This window comes from Paenarthrobacter nicotinovorans (genome assembly GCF_007670255.1).
In the GTDB taxonomy this organism is placed as follows: Bacteria; Actinomycetota; Actinomycetes; order Actinomycetales; family Micrococcaceae; genus Arthrobacter; species Arthrobacter nicotinovorans_B.
In genome coordinates, this window is the sequence record NZ_SZVS01000008.1 from 1 (window position 1) to 15,176 (window position 15,176).

Annotated in this window: 17 protein-coding genes; 7 read left to right on the plus strand and 10 right to left on the minus strand. The window is 63.0% G+C overall.

All coding sequences use genetic code 11. The features are described 5' to 3' along the window. Window positions 1–199 precede the first annotated feature (199 nt). Complete coding sequence (gene greA / locus FDP28_RS13170; RefSeq protein WP_144661899.1) at window positions 200–694, minus strand: transcription elongation factor GreA; 495 nt, start codon at window positions 692–694, stop codon at window positions 200–202. Between the two features lie 152 nt (window positions 695–846). Beyond that, window positions 847–1,305 (minus strand): DUF4307 domain-containing protein, encoded by a 459-nt coding sequence (locus tag FDP28_RS13175; protein ID WP_144661900.1) that lies wholly within the window; start codon window positions 1,303–1,305, stop codon window positions 847–849. 88 nt (window positions 1,306–1,393) lie between these two features. Here FDP28_RS13175 and mca point away from each other — a divergent pair, with 88 nt between their 5' ends. Both mca and FDP28_RS13185 read left to right on the plus strand, forming a co-directional pair. After that, window positions 1,394–2,299 (plus strand): mycothiol conjugate amidase Mca, encoded by a 906-nt coding sequence (mca, locus tag FDP28_RS13180; protein ID WP_144661901.1) that lies wholly within the window; start codon window positions 1,394–1,396, stop codon window positions 2,297–2,299. Window positions 2,300–2,405: 106 nt separating this feature from the next. Beyond that, window positions 2,406–2,711 carry a hypothetical protein gene (locus FDP28_RS13185; RefSeq protein WP_144661902.1) on the plus strand — a complete coding sequence of 102 codons (306 nt, stop codon included), beginning with the start codon at window positions 2,406–2,408 and terminating at the stop codon, window positions 2,709–2,711. Window positions 2,712–2,748: 37 nt separating this feature from the next. On the opposite strand, the gene trhA is transcribed toward FDP28_RS13185, so the two are convergent. Continuing rightward, window positions 2,749–3,390 (minus strand): PAQR family membrane homeostasis protein TrhA, encoded by a 642-nt coding sequence (gene trhA / locus FDP28_RS13190; protein WP_144661903.1) that lies wholly within the window; start codon window positions 3,388–3,390, stop codon window positions 2,749–2,751. 107 nt (window positions 3,391–3,497) lie between these two features. Between trhA and FDP28_RS13195 the strand changes: the two genes are divergently transcribed. Both FDP28_RS13195 and FDP28_RS13200 read left to right on the plus strand, forming a co-directional pair. After that, a complete protein-coding gene (locus FDP28_RS13195; protein ID WP_144661904.1) occupies window positions 3,498–4,301 on the plus strand; it encodes an isoprenyl transferase in 804 nt (267 codons plus the stop codon). 237 nt (window positions 4,302–4,538) lie between these two features. Next, window positions 4,539–5,933 (plus strand): PhoH family protein, encoded by a 1,395-nt coding sequence (locus FDP28_RS13200; RefSeq protein WP_144661905.1) that lies wholly within the window; start codon window positions 4,539–4,541, stop codon window positions 5,931–5,933. A 103-nt stretch (window positions 5,934–6,036) separates the two neighbouring features. Here the strand turns inward: FDP28_RS13200 and FDP28_RS13205 are convergent, their stop codons facing one another. Both FDP28_RS13205 and FDP28_RS13210 read right to left on the minus strand, forming a co-directional pair. After that, on the minus strand, window positions 6,037–6,702 hold the full coding sequence (locus FDP28_RS13205) for a GNAT family N-acetyltransferase (protein WP_144661906.1): 666 nt from the start codon (window positions 6,700–6,702) through the stop codon (window positions 6,037–6,039). Between the two features lie 33 nt (window positions 6,703–6,735). Continuing rightward, window positions 6,736–7,497 (minus strand): hypothetical protein, encoded by a 762-nt coding sequence (locus tag FDP28_RS13210; RefSeq protein WP_144661907.1) that lies wholly within the window; start codon window positions 7,495–7,497, stop codon window positions 6,736–6,738. Between the two features lie 61 nt (window positions 7,498–7,558). On the opposite strand from FDP28_RS13210, the gene FDP28_RS13215 reads away from it, so the two are divergent. Then, window positions 7,559–8,110 (plus strand): prepilin peptidase, encoded by a 552-nt coding sequence (locus FDP28_RS13215; RefSeq protein WP_144661908.1) that lies wholly within the window; start codon window positions 7,559–7,561, stop codon window positions 8,108–8,110. 65 nt (window positions 8,111–8,175) lie between these two features. Next, window positions 8,176–8,649: an NUDIX hydrolase gene (locus FDP28_RS13220; RefSeq protein ID WP_144661909.1), complete on the plus strand. Its 474-nt coding sequence runs from the start codon at window positions 8,176–8,178 to the stop codon at window positions 8,647–8,649. A 19-nt stretch (window positions 8,650–8,668) separates the two neighbouring features. On the opposite strand, the gene FDP28_RS13225 is transcribed toward FDP28_RS13220, so the two are convergent. From FDP28_RS13225 to FDP28_RS13245, 5 genes are all read right to left on the minus strand, one after another. Further along, entirely contained in the window at window positions 8,669–10,264 is a 1,596-nt protein-coding gene (locus FDP28_RS13225) for an MDR family MFS transporter (RefSeq protein WP_144661910.1), read from the minus strand. Further along, window positions 10,261–10,947 carry a TetR/AcrR family transcriptional regulator gene (locus FDP28_RS13230; RefSeq protein ID WP_144661911.1) on the minus strand — a complete coding sequence of 229 codons (687 nt, stop codon included), beginning with the start codon at window positions 10,945–10,947 and terminating at the stop codon, window positions 10,261–10,263. The genes FDP28_RS13225 and FDP28_RS13230 overlap by 4 nt, the downstream gene beginning before the upstream one ends. 117 nt (window positions 10,948–11,064) lie before the next feature. Next, a complete protein-coding gene (locus tag FDP28_RS13235; RefSeq protein WP_144661912.1) occupies window positions 11,065–12,492 on the minus strand; it encodes a class II fumarate hydratase in 1,428 nt (475 codons plus the stop codon). An 87-nt stretch (window positions 12,493–12,579) separates the two neighbouring features. After that, window positions 12,580–13,194 carry a carbonic anhydrase gene (locus tag FDP28_RS13240; protein ID WP_144661913.1) on the minus strand — a complete coding sequence of 205 codons (615 nt, stop codon included), beginning with the start codon at window positions 13,192–13,194 and terminating at the stop codon, window positions 12,580–12,582. Between the two features lie 9 nt (window positions 13,195–13,203). Then, a complete protein-coding gene (locus tag FDP28_RS13245) occupies window positions 13,204–13,911 on the minus strand; it encodes a DUF4245 domain-containing protein (protein WP_260842466.1) in 708 nt (235 codons plus the stop codon). A 201-nt stretch (window positions 13,912–14,112) separates the two neighbouring features. On the opposite strand from FDP28_RS13245, the gene glpX reads away from it, so the two are divergent. After that, window positions 14,113–15,135, plus strand: a complete 1,023-nt coding sequence (gene glpX, locus FDP28_RS13250) for a class II fructose-bisphosphatase (protein ID WP_186313628.1) — start codon at window positions 14,113–14,115, stop codon at window positions 15,133–15,135. Window positions 15,136–15,176 lie beyond the last annotated feature (41 nt).

Genomic DNA, 15,176 nt, shown 5'->3' on the forward strand with positions numbered 1-15,176 from the left:
ATGTCCACGATGTCCTGAGACAGAGTGTCTACGAAGTCATGAGACAGAACTGTCCATTAAGTCATGAGACTCCACAGCTCCACTGAGCCCTCATAGCGACGTTTGCTGTCCCCCAGTTGGGTAGCCGGGCAACGCAAAACGCCGACCCCCTCCGCGAAGGAGGGGGCCGGCGTCGTCGTTTTATGGCGCTGTGTAAGCGTTAGCCGGAGTACGGCTTGGCGGAGACGATCTCCACCGCGATTTCCTTGCCGTTCGGAGCGACGTAGCTGAGGCTGTCGCCTTCCTTGTGGCCGATGATGGCCGCGCCGAGGGGCGACTTCTCGCTGAACACGTCGAGGTCGGAATCTCCGGCAATTTCGCGCGAACCCAGCAGGAAGGTCTCTTCGTCGCCGGCGATACGGGCAACAACCAGCATGCCGGGTTCGACGATTCCGTCGTCGGCCGGTGCTTCGCCCACGTGGGCGTCGCGAAGAAGGACGGTCAGCTGACGGATGCGGGCTTCAATCTTGCCCTGCTCTTCCTTGGCTGCGTGGTATCCGCCGTTTTCCTTGAGGTCGCCTTCCTGGCGGGCAGCTTCGATCTTCTGGACGATTTCCGCCCGGCCAGCGCCGGAAAGGTGGTCCAGCTCAGCCTTCAAGCGGTCGAAAGCTTCCTGGGTAAGCCAAGCCGCAGTGGCGCTGTTGGTGGTAGACACGGATTTCTCCTCTGGATCTGACAATGCAAAAGACCCCGCCTCGCTGGCCACTCGTACAACTCAGTAACCAACTTAACGGGGTGAAGGTTTCATCCATTGTAGTAAATCCTCTGGACGAACCCAAACCGGTTGAGCCGTGGGTCACACAGTTGTTATTTCCCGCTGTCCACTATCCAGCAGTTGTCCACCACGCCGGAGACAGCCGGGGACTCGGTCCGCAGGGTTGTCCGCTGGATGGTGGTCCGCCCGCCATCCGGGGTGTTCTCGGGCGGGTTTGCGCCAATTTCGACCACTTCCCAGCCCACCACGGCGAACTTGGAGTCCAAGGCCTTGATGGCACACTTTGCGGTGGCACCGGGGGATTTGGTGACCTGGTAGTCCACTTCGGCCTGGGTGTCGTCCACGGTGCTGTAGCCAATGTCTTTGAACGTCACGGGAGCCTGCGCGGACCCGGTTGCCACATAAGCGGCCAGTCCGATGGCAACCACCAGGGCGGCGATGACGATGTTCCGCTTGGTTTTGCGTGTCATGGCGCGCTTTTGGCCGCCGTAGCGATTGGCTAGGCTGGTGCTTGCCGGTACGTGGGTGGCCGAAGGGTCCTCTGAAGTCACCCATCCAGTTTAGTGCCGAACCGTGTGGCTCCTTGCCGCCGCACGAGCCACACCCCTGAGACCAGATCCATGAAAGAGGAGCCGTCACGTGAGTGCGTCCAGCAGTTCCGACCAGCAGCTGCGGCTGCTCGCCGTCCACGCCCACCCGGACGATGAGTCCAGCAAGGGTGCAGCAACCATGGCGATGTATGCTTCCGCCGGTGTGGAGGTCATGGTCGCCACGTGCACGGATGGATCCCGTGGGGACATCCAGAATCCCGCCATGGAGGATGCCCCGCATCCCAAGCGTGACATGGCAGGCGCGCGCCGCCTGGAGATGGCCAATGCGGCAGCTGTCCTGGGCATCCAGCAGCGTTGGCTCGGCTTCGTGGACTCCGGACTGCCTGAGGGTGACCCGCTTCCGCCGCTGCCGCCAGGATGCTTCGCGCTGCAGCCGCTTGAGCGGGCAACTGCTCCGCTGGTGCGCTTGGTCCGGCAATTCAAGCCCCACGTCATCCTCAGCTATGACGAAAACGGAGGATACCCGCACCCGGACCACATCATGGCCCATAAGGTAGCCGTCGAGGCTTTCGAGGCCGCAGGCGATCCTGAGCGTTATCCCGGCATGGGCGAACCGTGGACGCCGGCCAAGCTCTATTACGACCGCGCCTTCAGCCCTGCACGTTTCCGTGCCCTGCACTTTGCCCTGGAGGAGGCCGGCCTGCAGTCTCCGTATGCTGAGCGGTTGGCGGCATGGTTGGAGGCCGACGCCGAGGGGCACACGCCGCCCACCGGCGGTCATGAGACCACTACGCAGATCGACTGCGGCGACTTCTTTGAGGTCCGCGACGACGCCCTGCGGGCCCATCGGACCCAGATCGACCCCGTGGGGTTCTTCTTCGCCGTTTCGCCCGAGCTGCAGCGGACCGTCTGGCCGTGGGAGGACTACACCCTGATCAAGTCCCGGGTGGGCTCCGAGCTGCCGGAAAAGGATCTGTTCGCAGGGATAAGATAGGAACACCAGTAGTTTCTATCGTTCGTAGAAATTGCTGTATGGCCCTCCAGCATCCCGGTTCCGGCTCGCCGGCCGGCACGCACCAGCTCCCATAGAAGGTTTGACCGTGCACCACTTGATTCTCGCCCTGACTGTCACTCCGTCGCCCGATCCCACGGGCACGCTGCGACCTGGCCTGTCCGAGGATCAGGTGACGCCGGGTACTTGGGGCTTTGTCCTCACGGCCTTCATCGTGATCCTCACGACCTTCCTGATCGTGGACATGGTCCGCAGGATCCGGCGCGTTCGCTACCGTGCACAGGTGGAGGAGGCCCGCCTGGCGGCTGAGGCCGGTGGATCTTCCGAGGACGGTAACCCGGGTGGGGCGGGCGGCCCCGCCGACGGGAACGACGACGGCGGCCAGGCTCGCTGAAGGCGGCGCGGGACAGGCCTGGGCCGAGCGCCCGGGACTAGCTCAGTACCGCCATCATGATGGCGATGAAGTGTGCCGCGAAGGCAAAAACTGTAAACGCGTGGAACAGCTCATGGAAGCCGAAATGCTGCACGCTGAAGTTTGGCCTCTTGAGGGCGTAGAACACGGCGCCGGCAATGTATAAGGCTCCGCCGACGCAAATGAGGACCGCTGCAGGGGCGTTGGCGGCGAAGAACTGCGGCAGGTAGAACAACGCGCCGCACCCGAGGGCGATGTACACCGGCACGTAGAGCCAGCGCGGGGCGTGGGTCCACAACACCCGGAACAACACCCCGATGATTGCTCCGGACCACACCAACCAGAGCAACGTGGTGGCTTCAGGGCGTTCCAGCAGGGACCAGGCCAGCGGTGTGTAGCTGCCGGCGATCACCAGCATGATGTTGGTGTGGTCCAGGCGCTTGAGCAGCATGCGGACCTTGGAGGACCAGTTTCCACGGTGGTACACGGCGGAAACGCCGAACAGCAGGAAGCCGGTCAGCGCATAGATGGCAGAGGTGATTTTGCGGTCCGGGGTCGGGGCAACTGTCACCAGGACGATCCCTGCTGCAAGGGCGAACGGGGCGGCAACCGCGTGGATCCACCCGCGCCAGCGGGGCTTGGTTTCGAGGAGCTCGGCCATGTTTCAAGAGTAACCTACGTTTCGGTAGGTTACTTCTGGGTAACAAGTGTCGAGCGGTTTTTGACTGCCTGCTGCACCGGCTCACCACGTTGGGAAGGTAGCCTTGGATGTGCGTCGTCGTACAAGCAAGGAAGTCAGGTGAGTGTCCGGTGGAGCTGCCCGGTTTCCTCTATGGCTTCTATGAGCGCAAACTCCTGCGTTCCCTCCAGCAGGACCAGATCCCACGCCACATCGGCGTGATGGTGGACGGCAACCGCCGCTGGGCGCGACAGTTCAATGCCCCGACCAGCCAAGGACACCAGGCTGGGGCCGACAAAATCCATGAGTTCCTGGGCTGGTGCCAGGAACTGGGCGTCAAGGTCGTCACGCTCTACATGCTCTCCACCGACAACATGAACCGGTCCGGTGAAGAGCTGGACCTGCTCATGGGCATCATCGCCAACACCATGGACCGCCTGGACGAAGACGAGGACGTGTCCGTCCACGCCATGGGCGCCCCGGAACTGCTCCCGGACTATCTCGCCGAGCGACTGAATAAACTCACGTCCCGCACGCCGGTCCATGAAAAGATCCACGTAAACGTCGCCGTCGGCTACGGTGGCCGTCGCGAAATCGTCGACGCCGTCAGGGAACTTCTGCACGACGCCGCCTCCAAGGGGCGGACCATGACAGAAGTTGCAGATGAACTTTCGGTGGACGACATCTCCCGCTTCCTCTACACCCGCGGCCAGCCGGATCCGGACCTCGTCATCCGTACGTCCGGTGAGCAGCGGCTCTCCGGCTTCCTGATGTGGCAAAGCGCCTACAGCGAGTTCTATTTTTGCGAAGCGTTGTGGCCTGCTTTCCGCAAGGTCGATTTCCTGCGGGCCTTGAGGGATTACGCGGGCCGGCAACGCCGCTTCGGAACCTGACCACGCGCCGGTTCACTGAAAATTAACGAGCCCGACACGCGACTTGCCGGGAACGGATTGCGGAAATGAATGTGTCGGGGATTACGTTAATCCCATCAGCAGGCAAAACCGCCCGCTGATCGGGGAGGCCAGTATATGGAGCGGAACATCGCACCAGTTACATGGGAGGCCACGCCCGGCCTTCCGGCCGAGCCGCTTCACCATTAGGCCGGGCGACCGCCCGGGGCTGGAGTCGATGTGGCTATTTCTGAGCAACTGCCCGCAATGGTTTCCGACGGGGAAAGTGCAGCTACCTCTCGCGCCAAGCGGGTCCCACAAAAAGCGCGGGCGGCAACGTCCGCCACGGGCCGCAGCTATGTGATCGATACCTCCGTCCTGCTTTCCGATCCCCACGCATTGCTGCGGTTCGCCGAGCACGAGGTCATCGTTCCCATCGTGGTTATCAGCGAGCTCGAAGGAAAGCGCCACGATCCCGAATTGGGCTATTTCGCCCGGAAGGCCTTGCGCCTCCTGGACGACCTCCGCATCGAACACGGAGGACTGGACCGGGCCATACCGCTGGGCAACGATGGCGGCCTCCTCCGGGTGGAAATGAACCACATTTCCCCGGATGTCCTCCCGGCAGGTTTCCGCGGGGGCGACAACGACAGCAGGATCCTGGCAGTGGCCAAGAACCTGGCCAACGAGGGACACAACGTCACAGTGGTGTCCAAGGACCTCCCAATGCGGGTCAAGGCCTCGGCCATGGGACTGCAAGCAGACGAGTACCGCAATGAACTCGTCAAGGACTCCGGGTGGACCGGCATGGCTGAGATCGAAGCCAACGACGACGAAATCACCACGCTCTACGGGCACGAACCGGTCTTCATACCGGCGGCGGCCGAACTTCCCGTCAACACCGGACTGGTCCTTCTCTCCAACCGGGGCTCCGCTTTGGGCCGCGTTGGGGCGGATAAGCAGGTCCGTCTGGTCAAGGGCGATCGGGACGTCTTCGGTCTCCACGGCCGCTCAGCCGAGCAACGGCTGGCCATCGACATGCTGATGGATCCTTCGGTGGGCATCGTGTCCATCGGCGGACGGGCAGGCACTGGAAAGTCTGCGCTTGCCCTCTGTGCGGGCCTGGAAGCTGTGCTGGAACGCCGGGAGCACCGCAAGGTGGTGGTCTTCCGGCCGCTCTACGCTGTGGGCGGCCAGGAGCTGGGCTACCTGCCGGGATCCGAGTCGGAAAAGATGAACCCGTGGGCGCAGGCCGTGTTCGACACCCTCGGCGCCCTGGTCAGCCAGGAAGTCGTGGAAGAAGTCATGGACCGCGGCATGCTTGAGGTCCTTCCGCTGACCCACATCCGCGGGCGTTCGCTGCACGACGCTTTCGTCATCGTGGATGAGGCACAGTCGCTGGAGAAGAACGTCCTCCTGACCGTCATGAGCCGCATCGGGCAAAACTCCAAGATCGTCCTTACCCACGATGTCGCCCAGCGCGACAACCTCCGGGTGGGGCGGCACGATGGCGTGGCTGCCGTGGTGGAGACCCTCAAGGGACACCCGCTTTTCGGCCACATCACGCTGACCCGGTCCGAACGGTCGCCGATCGCGGCCCTCGTGACGGAGCTTCTGGAGGGGGCCGAAATCTAGCCCCATCGACCAGGTGCAGTGCCGGCGAAGGCCAGACATCCTCTGCGTGCTAGCTCGTTCCTCGCTTTTGACGCACGCTGCCGGATGTCTGGCCTTCGCCGTGTCAGCCACCCGCCGGAAGTTGCCGGATCCCCAGGTATTTGAGGAGTCCTTCGTGGCCCTGTACCTGGAGGGTCCAGTCGGGGCGTTTGAAGGTGGCCGGGGTGAGACGGACCCTTTGGACTTCCTCCACCTTGTCGCCCCAGCCATCGCGGAAGACGCCGTTGTGTTCATAGCCAAGGCTCGCGGAGACACCCAGCGACTTCCCGTTCCAGACGGCTGCGTCGGATTCGGCCACTTCAGCGTCCAGATAGTCGAACGCAAAGCTCACGACGGCGGCACGCATCTCCTTGCCGAAGCCCCGGCCCTGCGCGGACTGCTTGAGCCAGGAACCGGTACTGACGGTCCTGAGGGTCTTGAAGTTCTTGGCCCCAAGGTCCTGGACGCCCAGGAATTCGTCATCGTGCCAGACCGCGAGGAGGAGGGTCCAATCATCCTTGGTAAAGTTGCCGCGACAACGCCAGTACCACTGGGCCATGTTGGGCGCCAGCTCGGCATCGGGCATTTCGGCCCATGGCATGCTGAACGGGCTCTTTCCGGGTTCGTGGATTCCGGAGCGGGCCGCGTCAACCGCGGCCGGGATGTCGTCGTCGAGAATCGGCCGGACAGTCAACCTCGGGGTGGTGAGGGTGAGTCCGAACGGGGGCCATATATCTGCCAGCGATGTCATCGCCGTAGCCTAACCCGAAAAGACTGGGAGCCGTCAGGCGGCGGGGCCAATGTCCCAGGGAATGTGGCGGCGGACATCCGTCAGGTTCATGGATTCGGCCAGGAACAGGTCGTCCAGCATGTATTCGTCCACCCCCAGGATCTTCAGCCAATGGCCCACGCCGGACGTATCTCCGTCCAGGCTTTGACTGGCAACGCAGACCCCGGTTCCGGCGTCGATCCTGATCAATGTCCTTCCGGGGTGGACCAGGGGTTGGGCGGGATCCGAGGGTACATAGGTCCTGCTGGGAGTGACGATGGTTTCCAAGGCTGGACGGCCTTCGTGGTCCACTGAGCGGGGCTCTTCGAAGAAGACGCGGTTGGTGTCGGGGAACTCGAGGGGAACGGGAGAATTTCCGGCCAGCTCAACGGGATCCAAGGCTGCGGCGAGGCGACCATTACCGAAGGAAGGTTCTCCGTAGAGGGCCTCGGGACGGCGTCGGACCAAGCCGGCGTCGTCATAGACAGGCGTCACCAAGTGCGCGGGAAGCAGCCAGGAGCGCCGTGTGGCGCTGACGTACATGTCATCCCGGGAGTCGTTGATGCCGGTGGTGCTGTGCAGTAACTGCCCATCGCTTGTCTCCAGGCGGAGGGCTCCAGGGCGACGAAGCCAGGCTCTGACAATGTCGGCTCCGGTTCCAGGCCGCTCAAGGTACTCAAACCGCAGGGTTGTCCACTTCCATGGCGAAGAGCGGCATAGATTCCGGAATGTGGAGGACAAGTCAAAACCCGGTACATCTGCACTGTAGCGCCCCATATCCACAGTGTACCCAGACGTTCAAGCGGGCTGGACGGGCAAATCGGGGTAGCATCCGAGGGTGATCCGCCGACTATCCGAACTTTGGCCAGACAGCCCTTTGGCGTTCTGGCTGCTGGCGGCTGCGTGCCTTTACTTCGTGGTGATGGCGGTCAGGCTCACCGTCATCGACATCAGAAGCCACCTGCTGCCGAACCGGATCGTGCTTCCGTCCTACGGCGTGGCGGGCGTGCTGTTGCTGGCCGCAGCCATGTTGGTGGCTGCCTCGGGGGCGGGAACAGGCAAAACGGCCTCGGCAGCGCTGTTCGGGGTGCCGGGACTGGCGGCAGTAGCCGGTGGCGCGGTTCTGTGGTTCTTCTATTTCGTGCTGCGGTTCATCCATCCGCCTGGGATGGGCTTTGGCGATGTGAAGCTGGCCGGAGTGCTGGGGCTTTACCTTGGTTACCTCGGCTGGAGCCACGTCTTCGCGGGCACCTTCGCGGCGTTCCTCCTGGGCGGGCTGTGGAGCCTGGCAGTCCTGGCCACGCGCCGGGGGACACTTCGCTCAGCAATCCCCTTCGGCCCCTTCATGCTCGCCGGTGCGGTCGCGGCAATGGTGCTGCTGCCCGCATGAGACTAGCCTGTCAGCAAGGCTGCAACAGCGGCAGGATCGATCTTTCTTGTGAGGAACGCTGACTCATGGGTGCACCGGATTTCGTGCTGAAACTGCGGGAGAAGATTGGACATGACCCTCTATGGCTCCCGGCCGTGAGAGGAGTGGTGTTCGACGACGCCGGCAGGGTGCTGCTGGGCCAACGAGCCGATAACGGACACTGGGCCCTCATCACGGGGATGCTTGAACCCGGCGAGCATCCGGCGCCGGGGCTCGTGCGTGAAATCTTCGAGGAAACAGCAGTAGTTGCAGAGACCGAGCGGATCGTCGGCGTCGGGGTTGTTGGTCCGGTGACCTTTCCCAATGGTGACGTCTGCGACTTCCTGGACATCATCTTCCGCTGCAGGTATGTCTCCGGGGACGCCAGGGTCAACGACGACGAGTCCCTTGCGGTGGGATGGTTTGCTCTGGACGAACTTCCCGATATGAGCGCCGGGAACCTTGAAGCCATCCGGCTTGCCACGGAGCCCGAGGGCCCCGTGGCATACCAGACTGAGTAGCGCGGGCTCAGCAACCTGCCTAGCGGCGGGCCGCTTCGAGCTCTTCGGCTTCGGCACCGCCGATGGCTTCGCCACGGGCCACCATGCCCGCAGTATCGGAGAGTGGAATCTGCTTCAACGTGATCGCCAGGATCAGCGCAATGGCGATGAACGGAACCAAGTACCAGAACACCGGCGCCAAGGAGTCGGCATAGGCGTTCACGATCGCGTCCCGCAACTGCTCCGGCAGTTGTGCCAGTGCCTGCGGGTCCAGGGTGCTGGTGGACTGGGATGCTTGCTCGGCCGATGCCCCTGCGCCCGTGAAGGCTTTGGTGAGCGATTCGGCCAGGCGGTTGGTGAAGATGGAGCCAAAGACAGCGACGCCCAGGGAGGCACCTACTTCGCGGAAGTAGTTGTTGGTGCTCGTTGCCGTGCCGATCTGGTCAGCCGGTACGGAATTTTGCACCACCAACACGATCACCTGCATGATCAGGCCCAGCCCGGCACCAAAGATGAACAGCTGCACGCAGATCATCCAGATAGGTGTCTCGGCGGTCAAAGTGGTCAACCAGAGCATGGCCAGGATGGTCAGGGCCGCACCCATGATCGGGTACAGCTTGTACTTGCCCGTCTTGGAGATCCGGATACCCGAGAAGATCGAGGTACCCATAAGGCCCACCATCATCGGGAGCATCAGGAGGCCTGACTCGGCGGCGGAGGTCCCGGAGGACATCTGCAGGAACGTGGGAACGAAGGCGATGGCTGCGAACATGCCCAGGCCCAGCGTGAAGCCGATGGCCGTGGCGTTGATGAAAATGGGGTTCTTGAACAGGCTCAGCGGAATGATGGGGTCCTCGGCACGGCGCTCAGCCATGACGAAGGCGAAAGCGGCGAGGACCATGCCGGCGCCAAAGGCCCACGTCAGGGGAGAATCCCAGCCTTCGTCCTTTTTGCCGCCGAAGTCTGTGAAGAAGATCAGGCAGGTGGTGGCTGCGGAGAGGAAGATGACGCCCAGGATGTCGATCTTCTTTTCGGCTTTCTTGTTCGGCAGGGTCAGGGTGAACCAGGCCGTGATGAACGCGGCGATGCCGATGGGGATGTTGATGTAGAACGCCCATTCCCAGGTGAGGTGGTCAACGAAGAAGCCGCCCAGCAGGGGACCGGCTACAGCCGAGAGGCCGAAGATGGCGCCCAGCGGGCCCATGTACTTGCCGCGCTCCTTGGCCGGAACGATGTCGGCGATGATGGCCTGCGAAAGGATCATCAGGCCGCCGCCGCCCAGTCCCTGGATGGCACGGAAGATCACGAAGCCCCAGAAATCGGTGGCAAAAGCACAACCGACGGATGCCAGTGTGAACAGTGCGATGGCCACGAGGAACAGGTTCCGCCGGCCAAGGATGTCGCCAAACTTGCCGTAGATGGGCATCACGATGGTGGTGGCCAACAGGTAGGCAGTGGTGATCCAGGCCTGGTGTTCCACGCCGCCAAGCTTTCCGACGATGGTCGGCATTGCCGTGGAGACGATGGTCTGGTCCAGGCTGGACAACAGCATGCCTGCGATCAGCGCGGAGAAGATGATCCAGATTCGTTTCTGGGTCAGCAGCAAGGGTTCTGCTGCCTTGGAGAGTGTACTCATGCGGGGTCCTTCGGGGTTTCAAGGGGGTTGTTGCCCAGTTGGTGGTTCGTGGCCAGCGGCTGGGCAAAGAGTTTCCGCGCGGCATTGAGGTTTTGTTCGAGGATCCCGCGGTAACTGCGCGTGTTGTCCTCTGAGAAGAACTGCTGGGCCGTCTTCTTGGAAACCGCACCGAACAGCACTGTTGCTGTCATGACCTCGGGGTGTTCGGGATCCAGGCCTTCGCGGGCGGCCACCAGTGCGGCGAATTGCCGTTCCCGGGCCTCCCCTTCGACCGTGAGCCGTGCGAGGAGTTGAGGCTCGGCCGTAACGGCGGCAATGAACTGCTGTACTTCCGTGCGGCTGATGGACGAACGCTCCATGAGCGTCACGGTAAGGACGTGCAGTGCTGCCAGGAGAGTGCCCGAGATGCTGCCGGGTGTGCGGGAAGGGTTCTCGTTGAAGGCCTCCAGCACGTCCTCGGGAAGTTCATCCGAGAACGAACCGATCACGGCGTCTTCCTTGGTGTGGAAGTAGTTGAAGAAGGTCCGGCGCGAGATCCCTGCTTCTTCGCAGACTTCCTCGACGGTGAAACCGTTCAGGCCACGGGCGGCCGTAAAGGAACGCGCGACGGCGGTGATCGCCGTCCGCGTCGCGGCCCGCTTGCGCTCGCGGAGGCCGCCGTCGATATTTGCACTATTGCTCACAAAGTAAAGTTTTGCACCCTAACGCCTAAAGTGCAAAAACTCCGGGTACGACGACGGCCGGTACCTTCCGTGCGGAAGGTACCGGCCGTCGTCGTGCTTTGGGTCTTGCTCCGGCAGTTACGCCTTGTGAGCCGGGGACGTCATGGTGGTGACGTCGAGGGCCTTGTCGAGGTCGGCCTCGGACACCTTGCCTTCGCCCTCGCCGACGAAGCCGAGCTTCTCGGTAGCCTGGCGGATGGTCAGGCCCTCCTTGACGGCGATCTTGGCGATCTTCGCGGCGTTTTCGTAGCCGATGTACTTGTTCAACGGCGTCACGATGGACGGCGAAGCCTCGGCCAGGAAGCGGGCACGCTCGACGTTGGCGGTGATGCCGTCGATCATCTTGTCGGCCATGACGCGGCTGGTGTTGGCCAGCAGGCGGATGGACTCGAGCAGGTTGGCGGCCATGACGGGGATGCCGACGTTGAGCTCGAAGGCGCCGTTGGTGCCGGACCAGGCGATGGCGGTGTCGTTGCCGATGACCTGGGCGCAGACCATGATGGACGCTTCGCAGATGACCGGGTTGACCTTGCCCGGCATGATCGAGGAGCCCGGCTGCAGGTCGGGGATGGCGATTTCGCCAAGACCGGTGTTGGGGCCCGAACCCATCCAGCGGAGGTCGTTGTTGATCTTCATGAAGGAGATCGCGATGTTGCGCAGCTGGCTGGAGCCTTCGATGAGGCCGTCGCGGTTGGCCTGGGCCTCGAAGTGGTCGCGGGCTTCGGTCAGCGGCAGGCCGGTGTCGGCTGCGAGCAGTTCGATGACGCGCTCCGGGAAGCCGGCCGGGGTGTTGATGCCGGTACCGACGGCGGTGCCACCAAGGGGAACTTCGGCAACGCGGGGGAGGGCTGCGTTGATGCGCTCGATGCCGTAGCGCACCTGTGCCGCGTAGCCACCAAATTCCTGGCCCAGGGTGACGGGCGTGGCATCCATGAGGTGCGTACGGCCGGACTTGACGACGTCCTTGAACTCCACGGCCTTGCGGTCCAGGGAAGCGGCCAGGTACTCGAGCGCCGGGATCAGGTCGTTGATCAGGGCCGAGGTGGCGGCGACGTGGACGGATGTTGGGAAGACGTCGTTGGAGGACTGCGAAGCGTTGACGTGGTCGTTGGGGTGGACCACCTTGTCGCTGCCTGCGGCGGAGAGGGCGCGGGAAGCCAACTCGGCGATGACCTCGTTGGTGTTCATGTTGGAGGACGTGCCCGAGCCGGTCTGGAAGACGTCAATCGGGAAGTCGCCGTCGTACTTGCCGGTTGCCACCTCATCGGCTGCTGCGGCGATGGCCTCGGCGAGCTCGCCGTCGAGCACCCCCAGTTCAGCGTTCGCCAGTGCGGCTGCCTTCTTCACCCGGGCAAGGGCTTCAATGTGGGTGCGCTCGAGCGTCTTGCCGGAGATGGGGAAGTTCTCCACAGCACGCTGCGTCTGGGCGCGGTACAGGGCGTTCACGGGGACGCGAACTTCGCCCATCGTGTCATGTTCAATACGGAACTCAGTGGTGGAAGTCATGGGGCTAGCTTATGGCGATTGGACGCTTCACAGAAAACCCGCAGGGGAGTGCTACGTGCCCCGGCCAGGTGGCCGGGGCACGGCTTCCTAGAGCTCGCCGATCGCGGAAACAAGGGCCGCTTGGCCCTCGCCGAGTTTGTAGGAAAGGCCGATGACGGCCACGCGGCCATCCTCAATGGCGTCCGAAATCACACGCGAGCTGTCCGCCAGCCGTTCAGCGGTCTGCTTGACGTGCTCCACCACCATGTCGTTGACGTCTTCCTGGCCGTTGCGCTTGGCCGTGAGGACCGAGGGGGTGATGCGTTCGACGAGGTCGCGGATGAAGCCCGGCGGCATTTCACCCGTTTCCACGGCGCCCTTGGTTGCAGTCACGGCGCCGCAGCTGTCGTGGCCCAGGATGGCGATCAGGGGAACCTTGAGTTCGCTGATGCTGTACTCGAGCGAACCCAGGACGGCGTCGTCGATCACCTGTCCGGCTGTGCGCACCACGAAGGCATCGCCCAGGCCGAGGTCGAAGATGATCTCTGCGGCCAGGCGTGAATCCGCGCATCCGAAGATGACGGCGAAGGGGTTCTGGCCCTCGAGCAGGGACGAGCGGCGGGAAGCATCCTGGTTGGGATGCCGGGATTCGCCGGAAACAAATCGTTCATTGCCCTCGCGGAGGCGTTGCCAGGCCAGGGCTGGAGTCAGTTTAGTAGGCACCTTATTACTTTACGGTGCAGGTGTTGCGGGCTGTGAAACTGTTGCGCTGCTTTGAGCGGACGATGACGCGGTTGCCGTGCCCTGGTCGGCGGACTTCACGACGGCGTCGGCCAGTTTGGCGAATTCCTCAAGGCTCGCCGTGCCGCTCAGGATGATGGTGGTCCCCTTGTACTCGAGGACCATGCTGCGCTTTTCCTTGCCGGAGTCACGCAGTTCCCAATCCTGCCCGCCGGCATTGCGGGTTCCGGTCACCGGCAGGTTGCCGGTCTGCTGAAGGGTCCACGTGGGGTTGGCTTTGTTGGTCTGGGTGAGGCCGATGAAAGCTTCCTTGGGAGTGAGGAAACCAACCTCCCAAGTGGGGACGCCCGTTCCGCTTCCGGACTCCCAGCGGGCGTAGTTCGGGCGGAATGTGTCGCCGGTATCCGGCGTCACGGGTGTGAATCCCGCCACACCTTCGGCGTTTTTGGCGATGGAAGCTACGTCAATGGCGGGCCTGAAGCCCTCTCCCTTGGGAGCCGGGTTCATCAACACGATGGGCAGGAAAGCCAGTACGCAGACCAGAAGGGCGATGACCATGCCAATGACGGAGGCGTTGGCCCGTTTGGCAGCTTTCGCCGCGATGACGGGCTTGAAGGGGGCTTCCGGGGCATTGATGGGGTCGGCCGCCGCGGCTTCAGGTTGATTGCCGGCAGCGGACTTGTCCTGCGTTTCACTCACCACTCAATGATCCCTTATCGGGGCGGGGAACACACATCGGGCAACCTCACCACCGGTATTGCGGCCGGTGGTCATCCAACCACCCTGAGTGGACGTGGCGACTATGATCGTTGGTAGAGGAACCCCGGGTTGCCTTTGTGCAACCTTGCCCGGTCCCGTGAATCGTCACTCGAAGAAGAGGTTCAAGTGTCTCCTGCACCAATGACCCAGCAGTATTCCACGATTTCGCCGTCGCTCGCCGTCGGCATCGACGAACCCGACCGCAACCTTGCGCTTGAACTCGTCCGAGTCACCGAAGCCGCGGCTATTGCCGGTGGCCACTGGGTAGGCTTCGGCGACAAGAACAAAGCTGACGGCGCCGCCGTCGACGCCATGCGTTCGTTCCTTCACACCGTCCACTTCAACGGCGTCGTGGTGATTGGTGAAGGCGAAAAGGACGAAGCCCCCATGCTGTTCAATGGTGAACAGGTTGGCGATGGCACTGGTCCCGAGTGTGACGTTGCAGTCGACCCCATTGATGGAACCCGCCTCACCGCGCTGGGCATCAACAACGCCCTGGCAGTGCTGGCAGTTGCCGAGCGCGGCTCAATGTTCGACCCCTCGGCTGTCTTCTACATGGAGAAGCTCGTCACGGGTCCCGAAGCTGCCGACATGGTGGACCTTCGCCTGCCCGTCAAGCAGAACCTGCACCTGATCGCCAAAGCCAAGGGCGTCAAGGTCAACCAGCTCAACGTCATGATCCTTGACCGTGATCGCCACCGTCCGCTGGTCGAAGAGATCCGCGAAGCCGGTGCGCGCACCAAGTTCATCATGGACGGCGACGTCGCAGGTGCCATCGCCGCTGCACGTTCGGGCACCGGCGTCGACGCCCTTATGGGCATCGGCGGCACGCCTGAAGGCATCGTCGCAGCGTGCGCCATCAAGTCCCTCGGCGGCGTTATCCAGGGCCGTCTCTGGCCGACGTCGGACGAAGAGAAGCAGAAGGCGATCGACGCCGGACACGACCTCGACCGCGTCCTGTCCACCAACGACCTCGTTACCTCGGACAACTGCTACTTCGCAGCCACCGGCATCACCGACGGCGACCTCCTGCGTGGTGTCCGCTACCAGAAGGACCGTGTCCTGACGCAGTCCATCGTGATGCGTTCAAAGTCCGGCACTGTGCGCTTCGTCGATGCTGAGCACCACGCATCCAAGTGGGAGACGTACGCGCGCAAGGCGTAACCTCTCCTAGCAACTGAAGGACGGCGGGCATCGCTCGGCGG